Genomic DNA, 11,849 nt, shown 5'->3' on the forward strand with positions numbered 1-11,849 from the left:
ACGCAAAACCCGATATGTATGACGTGTGGTAAAGTTGCTTCTCTTCCCTGCTTTAAGAAAGAGAGTGAGCAAAAGAATTTGTTCATTTGCTCTTTATTTATCCAAGTTCACTATGAGTATATTAAGTGTCCTCTTTTATCCAAGCGTACCGTAATACTGGCAACTCGATTCTAGCCTATCAACAAGTCACCGATTGCAATTCTAAATCACTAAAAGATATTGTTAATAATTCGTTCTCTTCATTAGAAAATGTATTCGAAGAAGTGGATTTTTATGAATCAACTGAAAGCAAGCGAGGGATTATCCGAAACACCAGCAAAATCATAGGCGGTATTGTCTCGCTTGGTGGTTCATATATGCTGGAGATGCATAATAAACATTACGCTGATATTTACAGTGCGGTATATGAACCTGCCCGTAAAAAGACTGAATCAATTGAGCGAGATACAAATGAAAGCTTATCCGCAATAGGCGAGCAGTTAACAGACCTTAATAAGCTACTGAAGCCTGCAAGTAGAATTTTGAAAGCAAAAAAGGTTGCTAGTAAGTCAGAAATCAGATATTCGCTAAGTCAATTGGATAAGTTTCATTGCGGATTTAATACGAGTTTGAACACCGGGTTTGGTGGTTTAGTTGGAGGTTCCACTGCGCTGGGTGCGTGGGGGCTTGTTTCATTAGTTGGTTCAGCATCAACCGGAACAGCTATTTCTTCTCTATCCGGCGTTGCTGCTACTAATGCAACTTTGGCTTGGTTTGGTGGTGGCTCAATTGCGACTGGTGGTGCGGGCATGGCTGGTGGTTTTTGGGTTCTTGGAGGAATTGTCGCTGCTCCAATTGTATTTTTTTCAACTAAAAACGCTTACAAAAAAGTCGATACCCTAAAAGAAAAAAAGCGTGAGTTAACGGAAGAGTGTGAAAAACTAAATACATTATTGATTCAAGCGACATCTCAATTGTGTGAAGCTAGGAAACAGCAAGCTAACGTTGCCAGACTGATGTCTGAGTATGTTCCTAAAATTCAAGCAGAACTTGCGCTATTTAGAAAGCATAGATCTTTCTGGAATGACCTTTTTGGGGGGGCAATGAAAACCCAACAAAAGAAGCACCATGATGCTTTGGCTCAGCTAATAAGTGAATTGTTAATTCGTTTAGGAATCAGATAGTGAATGTATTCATATGTGTTTTAAGGTTTAGGGTAGATAAGTAGTGGATGATAACAAGCTTCTTTATGATAAGAATTACGCTAAGCAACTCGATGATAACGACTTATACAAATGCCTATATGACGTTTGGAAGGTCCAAAATGAGACTATCCAAGTATGGGGGAGCTTAGAGGGTAATGCCGCTAGAACTTGGTTTTCTTTAAAGCAAGCAAAACTCATCGATACTGGTGAGCCCATCGAATATCCACTACCGAACAACAATGATTTGCAGGCGGGAGTATTCCTCCACCCAGCAACAGCTGAAGCCTTATTGAATGGCAAGGAGTCTGCTCTAGTTAAGGGAGAGCTTAAGTTAGCATCGGTCAACAATCGCAAGAATAAAGATAATCCTTTCTTGGTATCGCTTTTACCCTCTAGCGTTGAGGTTCTTACTGAGCTACCCAAGTTCAGTACTGACAATATTACGCAATCAGATTTGACTACTCTTGTATCTGAGAACGTCTATCGACATTTCTTATCAAATTTGGAAAGCAAGACTGCAGCTGATGAAGAGAAGGCTGAGGCCAAGTTAAAAAGGCTCAATGTTACATACTCAGAGAGGCAAAAAGTCTTAGATACTCAATTTAATGAGATCAATAGTAAGGTCGAAGGTCTGAACGCTAAGAGAGCCTCTCTGCTGGATAAACTGAAAGATCTCGAAAAATTGCAGTACACAGTCAAGGCTAATATCGAGCAAGAAAAATCAACACTCAACTTAATCATAGAAAAACAACAGCAGATCGAAGACGAAATGAGCAAGAAAATAGAACTACTAAAACAATACGTTGAAGAAAAGGCAAGTTTTCTAAGAGACTTTGAGTTTATTGATGAGGATGTTTATGCCGAGCTATCAGGCAGTAAGCCCGATAACAGTGAGCATAGCTCAGGCTTAAGCTTTGTGGATGATTTTGGTTCTGATTACTCAAAGCTAACCTCTTATCTACAGGCATACTTAAAAGAACAAGGGCAGTATTACTCCCGTCACATTGTCGAAAACTATTTAACTCTTATCCGCACTAACGATCTGGTTATCCTAGCGGGAGATTCTGGGTCAGGGAAAACGAGCCTTGTTCAATCATTTGCCCAAGCTGTTGGCGGGGTAGCTAAAATAATTCCAGTGAAACCAAACTGGACGAGTAGTGAAGACTTATTAGGCTATTACAACCCGTTAGAGAAGAAGTATTTAGCCACCCCTTTCTTAGAAGCGTTGTTAGAAGCAAACCAAAACCCAACGGTTCCATATTTTATCTGCCTTGATGAGATGAACTTGGCGCGTGTCGAATACTACTTCGCAGATTTTCTCTCGAAACTAGAAGAGCGAAAACAGCAACCTGAGATCCAACTTTATTCCGATGATGAAGCAGCTCATGTACTTTCTGAGTTGCGAGGTGTGGTTTCGATCATTAGTGGAGCGAAAGAAAAGTACAATAAGAACGGTATCGTAGATTTTGTTGCGCTGATGCAGGATGATGAAATCAATGCAGAAATGAAACGCGCATTTGGTTTCAGTGATAAAGATTCCCTTATTAAATACCATGGCGATGTAAGAAGAATGTTGTCAGGTGTTCTAGGTACTCCATCAACGATCGCTATTCCGAGTAATGTTCGAATTGTCGGTGCTATAAATATTGATGAAACTACGCATTACTTGTCACCCAAAATTCTCGATCGTGCACACATCATGAAATTCAAAAGTCCACTTTTAACTGATTGGAATGCTATTGAACAAGAGATAGAGAATTATAACCTGGATGATGTGAGCAAGTCGGTATGCTTATCGATTGACGAATTAGGTGTTCGTGAACAATACCCCAACTTCTCACCTTCTGATGATTTTTGTAGACAATTTACTGATTTCAACAGAGAGCATTTTCACCCATTGGGAGTTGAATTCGGAATGCGCACGATCAGACAAGGTTTGAACTACATTGCGCTTTATCGAGAAGTAAATCCTAACGATTTGCTCGCACTTAATAACTTTCTTCTCCACAAGGTGTTGCCAAAATTTACGTTTGACGGTTCTAAACCGATGGGAAATACAGATAAGCTTACTCATATTGAGCGAGTGTTCTTAACGCAAATTGAAGAACAGTTACATGGTTTAGTCGTCACGGAAGAGTTTTCGGTTACAGAAGCTATTAAAGAAATAATAGACACTGCAAAAGCCAACGATGATGTTGTTAACTATTGGGCGTAGTAATGAGCAACGCCAATTTTATAATTAAGCATATTGAGACTTCTTGGCACGACAAATTCACTCTACTTGAACTTGTCGAGTCTCAGTATCATTTATCTCTCAACGAAGTCTCTAAAGATCAGTTTGAAGCGTTTACCACTATCTACCCGAATATAGAGGGCCTTAAGCGTTCCCAAATAGCTATTTCCTATACAGATAGGAAAACCCACCTATCTCCAGTAATTGTCTTACCTGGCGGAACTATAGTTCCACTCAAAAAAATCGAAGATCCTAATACTGGAAAAATATGGTGGGTAGAGCCAGGCGAGTGGAACTCTCATTATAAAGAATGGCGTAACAATACTCATCGAACCGCGGGTGCTATTAGTTTCCGTATTGGTAAGCAAAACTTAAAATTACACGTTACGTTAAGCGATGCATCCAAAGATGATTTGGACAAATATCTTATTGATTTCAAATCGGGTATGTGGGAGCTAATTTTAGATGAACGTAGTTACATTCACGCCGAAGCAAAAAAAGGAATAGCAGGGAGTGTTGATGAAACGGCACTAAAGCTAGTCGACTCAATATTGAGTGCAGGGCGTCATGTTTTGAAAAAACCAAAGTCAGAACTGAGGGAAATACAAACGCTCAAACCACGAAAAGCGGTGAAACCTGTACCTCGTACTTTCATGGAGATAGCAACTAAGGGTGAAAGCAGGCAACTAACTAGCCGAGGGGTCAAGGCAAACTTTAACGTCGCAGAAAATTGCTATGTACTGTATGTGCTAATGGCAACTCAGCGTATTGTGTCGCAGTTATGTCGCGTATCTCGAAGCAAGACAGAGCGGTTATCAAACAATTTGGAGAAGCTACAACAGCGTGCTGATAGTTTGAAAAACTATAAAGAAGTAAACCGTGATTTGGTGGTAAAGGATTATAAGGTTGCCCTTGAAAGCGTGAACGTAGAAAAAATCAACTTAGACAAAGCTAAATATCTGGAGAAACTTGAACAATATTCCTCTTCAGGGGCAGGCTCAACGGGCTTCTTAAAAGTCCAAAAAGCAACCAATAACAACGATGGTTATTTCTGTAAAATTAAGTACGATGAAAATGGAGAGTGGCTGAATCTAGGTAATTCCAGCTCGATGATTTTGAATCTTAATGATAAATATTTTCCTCTATTTGAGCCGAATTCCGAGTATCTACTTTCTGCAGAAATGACTACAAGCTGGTATAAAAATGGCCAGACAGTAGTGTTCAAACCAATCTATATTAGTAAGATTAAGGTTTTACCGTCTTCTAAAAAAATCGCTGACATTGAAAAGATCAAGCAACAAGCCATTGAGCTTAAGAGTAACGGGTGGAAGCGAAAATTATCTAATGAAGAGTTGAAAGAACAAGAGAAAGAACGAGTTTCTATCAGAAACCGACAAGTTTTTTTTAGTAATCAACTACAAAGTATTTCGCAAGTTTATGAATTTCTTACTCCTAAAGAAAAACAACTACGAGAGTTAATCAAGCAGATTAAAGCACTAGGAGTTTACCCTAAGAGTTCGTTTCCGAACTCAATGACGTTTGTTCAAAATCCTAGTTATCAGGCGGTACATGGTGGGTACAAGAAATTAAAAGAGCAGATCGGTTTAACAGACGAGGATATATTAATGTCCTTGGAGAAAGTTGATAGCATTGGTTTGGTTAATATTCCTCTCTTGTATGAACGTTGGTGCCTTCTTCAGCTAATCAAATCTTTTATCCATAGTTTTAGATTTCAGGTTGAAGATGGGTGGAAGCGTAAGTTACTGAGAATATTAGAAAACAAATATTCTGATGATGTGATTTACTTTTTTAATCATAGTTCGAAACGAGAAATATCGTTGAGTTATGAACCAAGGTTGAGCAACGGTAAGACTCCTGATTTTGTTCTTGATATGACGTTTGAAACTAAAGAAGGGGCTAAGCTGAAAAAAAGAGTAGTACTGGATGCGAAATTTTATTCTAGAGCGTTCATGCGTGGCCGAGGGGGCCTAAATGGCGTTCTTGAAGAACTCGCAATAAAAAAAGACTATTCTGAGAATAGCAAAAATGCTGTTTATGTGTTGCATCCAGAAGCTCATGCTTTAGAAGATGCGGGTGGCCCTATGTCACCACAAGAGTGGGGTGCAATCACCTATCTGGGTGAGCTAAGGTTGTTTGATTGGGACAGCCGAAACCCTCCACACCAATATGGGGCCGTTTGTTTAAATCCTCTATTATCACATCAGTACAGTGACGAAATGCAGAGGTTGATTGGAATGCTGTTACAGTATGAGCCATCAAAACTTCATCAGAGTGATGATGTGGAGAGCCATAACTTTTGCATCGGTTGTGGATCTAGCTCCCTACGATTAGTCCTACATAACCAAAGAAATTCTAAGAAATTGTGGTACCAATGCAATGAATGTGAACTGTTTACCGTCTACAACCATTGTCATAGCTGCAACCATAGACTGATTAAGAATGGCGAGTATTGGACGTATCATTCCACAATGCCAATGCAGCCGACTAATATAAAATGCCCACAATGTGAGTCTCCGGTTTAAGAAGTCGTCTTTTGAAAGATTGGCCAATATTTGAAACTAAAGAGCCGCTTTCCAGCGGCTCTTTTTTTGTCTGAAATTTAGCAAGTGGCGATAAAGGCAATAGATTCATGCTCTAAATACGGCTATTGGGAATCGCTTTAGACAGATAATCAGGTACGAAGTCTACATAGCGTATCGTTATGCTCATATCTGTACGGCTTATAATATCCCTTTTCATTAGATCTAAGTATTTGTTGTATCAATAGAGATATTTAAATTTATAAATACTGATGCATATCACCCAAAGGGAAAAGTGGAAATGTCATAATAAAGGGAAATGACTATATAAAATAACAACATAGCCTAACTCTTATGTTGAATACCATTTCGACCACGAGGGCAATTGTGCTTATAAACATGTCTCGATTTTCAGAATAACGAAAAAGGAACTTATTGTGACAACGACAGTATGTACAACGACGATGAACAGAAAAGACAAGCTCCAAACCCTAATGGTTCAGATGAGCGGTGGATTATTGGAAAGAGAGCACCAAGTCCGATTAATGATGTTAGCAGCACTTTCTGGTGAACATGTATTACTTGTTGGGCCTCCAGGAACAGCTAAAAGTGAATTGGCAAAGCGATTGAAAAATGTCTTCGTTGAGGCTAATTACTTTGAACGATTGGTGACACGTTTTTCTGTTCCAGAAGAGCTGTTTGGCCCTCTTTCGATCAAAGCGTTGGAAGAGGATCGTTACAACAGGCTTACCAGTGGATATTTGCCTGAAGCATCGGTGGCGTTTATCGATGAAATCTTTAAAGCAAACAGTGCAATCTTAAACAGTCTTCTAACTTTGTTGAATGAACGCCAGTTTGATAACGGGAATCGAAGAGTCAATGTTCCTTTAATCTCTGTTGTAGCAGCAAGTAATGAGCTACCGGAAGGTGAGGAGCTCAGCGCTTTATACGATAGATTTGTTTTGCGTTCTTATGTGTCGCCTGTATCCACAGAGTCATTTGATGAATTACTCAACGGATCGCTAGAGGGGTTCGACCCAGACCTCAATGTCCGTTTGAAGATTGAAGATCTAAATGAGGTGCAGCGCTTAGCTGAGAAAGTTGAGTTAACTGTAGCAACGAGAGAAGCATGTAAAGAGTTTCGTAGTTACTTAGCGGCACAAGATATTTACGTATCTGATCGCCGTTGGCGAAAATTGGTGAAGTTAATGAAGGTGTCTGCTTTCACATCAGGCTTCACTGAAACCAGTATTTACGACACTTGGATTTTGCCGCATTGTTTATGGGAGCAACCAGTGCAATTTGAAGGCCTACAAGAGCTCTACAAGCGATTGGTGACAGTCGACGGAAAAACTCCGTCATCGCGTTTGATGCAGGTTATCAAAGCGTGGGAAACAAAACTTAAGGAAGACCAACTTACTCATAAACAAGATTCTAAAGGTCGCCTTTTGTTCACGGATCTAGATGGACATGAAACAACAGATAAAATGAGTAAGTACCAGAAGAAGGATTCTCGTGGAAATTTACTCTACTGGGATGATACGTATAAAGAGGAAACCACTTCCGCTCAACGCTACGGACGGAAATGTAAGCCTTTATTGGACGATGTAAAGAATTCTCCTGTATCTCTAAACAGGTCATTTTCCAAAGCTCATATTGAAGGTCGAGTTAGAGAGATCCAAAGTCTAAGAAGTAGTGTAGAAACCCATTATAATCACGTAAACAAAGAACTATCAGAAGTTTCAGGCTACTTTGATAATCACCTTTGGCTAGAGAAGGATTTATTATCTGAAGTTACTAATGCTCTGCAAGCTTCTATAAAAAAGGGCGACAAATTACTCAACAGGGTTGCTTCGCTTGAGTCAGGTTTCAAAAATCTACCTCTAGAAAAATCCCCAACTTTAGCTCTAGAACCAAGTAATAGTGACGTAATTGAAGGAGAATTGTGTGATTAGCGAGTCATATCAGGTTCAATCTCCGTTATTCAACTTGGATAGTCAATTTACATGCCTCGATAATGTGCCGGAGAAGTTCCTTCCGGCAGCTATTACCGGGTCTACTGGTAGTTTAACCGAACGTTGTGAGTCTCTAATCAACTTTAGGAATCAGCTGCTATTAGGAGAAAGTCCGGCGAGCTTGTTTCCGTTGGCTTCTCAACCACTAACAAAGGCGATTTGTAAAGCGTTAGAAGATACCGGATTAAGCCACTATTGTGCACAGAATGAAGAGGTCACAGATGCCTTGCTAACCGACATTCTTACTACGATAGATAAGCTTCAATCTCAAGCATCACCTTTGGTGACTGACCGGATTAAGAAGTTGGAAGATGAAGCGTTAAATCAAATCAAGCAAGCTTTAGAGAAGAAAAAGAACAAGCGCAAACAAACTAAACCTATTTCTCTAACTAATGCTCAGCAAACAAAAATTGCCGAAAATGCCTCAGAGGAAATCTGGCAGCAATTACTCTCTGAACAGGATGGTGTTGGTATCTTGCCTGATGTATGGCAAGAAAGGCTAGTGGTATGGACTCAATTAGAAGAGGTATTTACTGAACTTGGACTGATTACAGGTTTAGGCTTTGACTTATCAAAAGGCGTCTTCCAAAGCCATGGCTGGCTCGATATTGTTCGGTTAAACAAGCTTGTTAAAAAACTTCCCAAGTTGCAAAACCTGATTCGAGACTTAGGGCGTGATGAGCAAGCAGAAGGCTCAGTCCTTGAAGAAATAGTAATCAAAATGAGTGGCACTTCCAGACATGAAAAGTATGTAACGACACCTCTTGTTCCAATGGAGACTAAAGGCCTTACTCGCTCAGATTCGATCTCTAGAATGTTGCCCCAAGAAGCTTCACTGTTAACCAATCCGGTACTCAAAAAACTCTGGCACGCTAAGCGAGCTGAGCATGCTTTACTTTCTTACTCAGTGGAAGGGACTGAGATCCCAGAAACAGAAGAGTTAATAGAACAAGAGAGTATAAGTGAAAAGCAGAGCAAGAAAAGTAATAAGAACCGAGGTCCGATGGTGATCTGCTTGGATACATCGGGCTCTATGGCTGGGTTGCCAGAAAATATTGCCAAAGCCAGTGTTTTGGAATGTCTAAAGGTCGCATACAAGGAAAAGCGTCGCTGTTACGTTTATTTGTTTGGTAGCAAGGGAGAAGTCAGTGAGCTTGACTTAACATTGGATGCTTCAGGCTTTAATGTCTTACTTAACTTTTTGACCATGTCTTTTAGTGGTGGTACTGATGCTGAAGGGCCACTTAACAAAGCTCTAGAAAAATGTGATTCGGAAGAGTGGCATAAAGCAGATATCTTGCTAGTGAGTGATGGCGAATTTCCAGTGTCTTCGGGATTAAGTAGAAAAATTAGCAACCGAAGGAAAAATCATGGGTTACAGGTTCACGGTATTCAAATAGGTAACTCTCACTACGCATCAATGAACAAAATTTGTGAACCCATTCATTACTTTTCAGAGTGGACTGACTTAAGACGTTAGACGCTTTGTAGCTTTGCGAATCTACTCCCAGCAAGATTCGTAGCTAACAGTCACTAGCTTATTGAAGTAATTCAACTTTATTGAACTTAGTTATCATTGGGTGAATCCTAAATATGGTAAATTTCACCTTATGCATATAGTCATGATAACTAGGACCAAGGATGTCAGAAGCGAAAGCCAATTTTGAGTACGCGATCTCAGACGCAGAGCAATTACTAGAGTGTTACGATCAGTTAAACGGATGTAACTCCAACTCCCAACCTCCAGAGGTACTTAAGAGAGCAACTCTGATAATGACTCTTACTGCTTGGGAAACCTATGTAGAAGACATAGCAAAAGAGCTTGTTGATGCGAAATATGGTGTCGTTATAGGCTCACAACTTGGAAGAATTGTTGAGAACCGACTGGATGAGCATCTTAAGTACTTTAACAATCCTGGGTCAAAGAAGACCAAAGCACTTTTTGCTGAGTTCTTCGGTATTGATGTGACCGAAGCTTGGGTTTGGAATAATTTTCAAACCGCTGATGAAGCTAGAACACAACTCAATAAATGGTTAAAAAAACGAGGTGAGGCTGTTCATCGCGCTCAAACCGATAGAACCGAAGCGCATATTGTCAAGCGCGATGAACTGGACAAGTGCATCCGATTCTTTAGAGAGTTGGTGAACGTGACTGATACAAGGTTATCTGGACTGTAATGATTAGATGTTTTCTAAGCTTGAGATGGTTCTTTTGATGAATCTTACTAGCTAACTGAAAGTAACTTTCTTACCGCTGTAGTTTCGCTGAAATCCTCGTTCCACAAAAATATCAACTTATGGTTGCTTTATGCGATATCAAGATATGGTTGTTTTTCGATTAAGTCTATGACTTTAATGGATTCATTGTTATCAATTTATGGTTGTTTCAACAATAGTTTAAAAATCAAGAGCCGCTTTTTAGCGGCTCTTTTTTTACCTGAAATTTGGCAAGTAGCGACAGGTTTGATAGAGGATTATGGAGTATTGCTACAGATAGGTGATCAGGTGCGAAGTGGGCATAGCGCATTGCCATGCTTATATCTGCGTGGCCTAGAATGTCCCTTAGCACGAAAATATTGCCGCCATTCATCATGAAGTGACTTGCGAACGAATGACGCAAAACATGCATGTCGAACCCTGCAATTCGTTTTCAAGCAATAACGTGAAGAGTTGGTTTCTATTTACCTCATGTCGATGTACCGTTTGGTTGGTCCCTTTAAACCTGCGCATGTCATGACGAATGCTGAATTATTGGCTGTGATTACTGAGAACTATGAGGCGAGGGCTGATACTGACCAAGTGAATGTCGCAGGAACAATGAAAGCGGCCGACCATGGCAACTGGCAAGGCTATATCATGGGGCGGGGTGGCCCGTTCGTTAAGCGTGAGGATTTGCTGATCACGAACTCTTATGAAGTGCTGCAGTTTGCTTCTCCGCATGGCGAAGACATTCGCAAGACAGAAGGTTTTGTTGTTGCAGGTGAGTTGGTTAAGACACGTCTTAAGACCTAGCAGATAGTGACAAAAACAGAAAAGAGCGATGAAGCTGAAGCGGGGGCTTTTGATCTTGCTCTTTCTGGAATCTCCGATTCCTCTCAGAGTTCTGTCAACAACTGTACGCTACCGCAGAAAGTACAGGTCAGCGATCAGCTTAAGCGACTATTGGAACCTTACTCAGTAGGTGGTGGGTTACCGCCAAACATTGATGGTTCAGCTCTAATCGCGCTGCAACAAGGCAGCTCAATTCGAATAGATGATGAAACGAGTATAAGAATCCGCCCAGCGGAGCACCTGCCATGCGGTATGGTTCGCCCTGCCCAGCTTGTTGAAGAGTATCAACCCAAGCCAGATTTAAGCTGGTTAGATGAATTCGAGGTTAAACCGCCTGAACCTCTAACCGGAGAAGATGACGACTATGAATATGAACAGCCTAATTTGTCGTTCTTTCCTGAAGCCGACGAGTGGCCGTTGATATAAGGTTCAAATTAGTAATCAGAATGAGGGATGAATCTCGCTTTATAAAAACACTGTATGAATATTTATAAAAGCACTGTGTATTTATTCAGTCTTTTGGTTTGGAGTAGAGTTATGTCATTAAAACAACAGGACATATTTTTACAAGCGATGGAGTTCATTATAGATGCATTAGCACTCAGCACTGAAGGTGAAAGCAGAGCGAATGTAGGTATTTATTTGATGGGTTTATTGGTTGCAGACCCAAAAGAGGAGTTGAAGCCTGAAAAGTTAGCCGCAATGAAGCAGCTAATTGAAATGGCTGATGGTGTGGGCTCTACTAAGTTTGACATATCGTAAACTTTTTGAAATTCAAAAGAAAAGTGTTTTTGCCTGCGAGTCTACAGAATTTGTACGGTTTCAT

Annotated in this window: 7 protein-coding genes and 2 pseudogenes; 8 read left to right on the forward strand and 1 reads right to left on the reverse strand. The window is 40.3% G+C overall.

Translation table 11 applies throughout. The features are described from left to right. The first annotated feature begins 125 nt into the window (after positions 1 to 125). The 6 genes from OCV12_RS20095 to OCV12_RS20120 all read left to right on the forward strand — a co-directional run bounded on the left by OCV12_RS20095 (position 126) and on the right by OCV12_RS20120 (position 10,150). Entirely contained in the window at positions 126 to 1,163 is a 1,038-nt protein-coding gene (locus tag OCV12_RS20095; protein ID WP_261887041.1) for a hypothetical protein, read from the forward strand. A gap of 43 nt (positions 1,164 to 1,206) precedes the next feature. Further along, entirely contained in the window at positions 1,207 to 3,399 is a 2,193-nt protein-coding gene (locus tag OCV12_RS20100) for an McrB family protein (protein WP_261887042.1), read from the forward strand. A gap of 2 nt (positions 3,400 to 3,401) precedes the next feature. Next, a complete protein-coding gene (locus tag OCV12_RS20105) occupies positions 3,402 to 5,960 on the forward strand; it encodes a nuclease domain-containing protein (RefSeq protein WP_261887043.1) in 2,559 nt (852 codons plus the stop codon). 434 nt (positions 5,961 to 6,394) lie between these two features. Further along, positions 6,395 to 7,912: an AAA family ATPase gene (locus OCV12_RS20110; protein ID WP_261887044.1), complete on the forward strand. Its 1,518-nt coding sequence runs from the start codon at positions 6,395 to 6,397 to the stop codon at positions 7,910 to 7,912. After that, positions 7,905 to 9,452 (forward strand): VWA domain-containing protein, encoded by a 1,548-nt coding sequence (locus OCV12_RS20115; protein WP_261887045.1) that lies wholly within the window; start codon positions 7,905 to 7,907, stop codon positions 9,450 to 9,452. The genes OCV12_RS20110 and OCV12_RS20115 overlap by 8 nt, the downstream gene beginning before the upstream one ends. A gap of 161 nt (positions 9,453 to 9,613) precedes the next feature. After that, a complete protein-coding gene (locus OCV12_RS20120; protein WP_261887046.1) occupies positions 9,614 to 10,150 on the forward strand; it encodes a HEPN domain-containing protein in 537 nt (178 codons plus the stop codon). A 226-nt stretch (positions 10,151 to 10,376) separates the two neighbouring features. Here the strand turns inward: OCV12_RS20120 and OCV12_RS20125 are convergent. Then, positions 10,377 to 10,613, reverse strand: a pseudogene (locus tag OCV12_RS20125) (tyrosine-type recombinase/integrase); the annotation flags it as partial. 2 nt (positions 10,614 to 10,615) lie between these two features. On the opposite strand from OCV12_RS20125, the pseudogene OCV12_RS20130 reads away from it, so the two are divergent. Together OCV12_RS20130 and OCV12_RS20135 are read left to right on the forward strand one after the other, a co-directional pair. After that, positions 10,616 to 11,449, forward strand: a pseudogene (locus OCV12_RS20130) (replication endonuclease); the annotation flags it as partial. 111 nt (positions 11,450 to 11,560) lie between these two features. Then, positions 11,561 to 11,785, forward strand: coding sequence for a hypothetical protein (locus tag OCV12_RS20135; RefSeq protein ID WP_261887047.1), 225 nt, complete (start codon positions 11,561 to 11,563; stop codon positions 11,783 to 11,785). The last annotated feature ends 64 nt before the right edge of the window (positions 11,786 to 11,849 follow it).

The organism is Vibrio pomeroyi (genome assembly GCF_024347595.1).
Taxonomy (GTDB): domain Bacteria; phylum Pseudomonadota; class Gammaproteobacteria; order Enterobacterales; family Vibrionaceae; genus Vibrio; species Vibrio pomeroyi.

Bases quoted from the DNA above. Each gene is read 5' to 3' on its own strand.
- OCV12_RS20120 (WP_261887046.1), top strand. From the start codon at position 9,614: ATGTCAGAAGCGAAAGCCAATTTTGAGTACGCGATCTCAGACGCAGAG.
- OCV12_RS20105 (WP_261887043.1), top strand. From the start codon at position 3,402: ATGAGCAACGCCAATTTTATAATTAAGCATATTGAGACTTCTTGGCAC.
- OCV12_RS20135 (WP_261887047.1), top strand. From the start codon at position 11,561: ATGTCATTAAAACAACAGGACATATTTTTACAAGCGATGGAGTTCATT.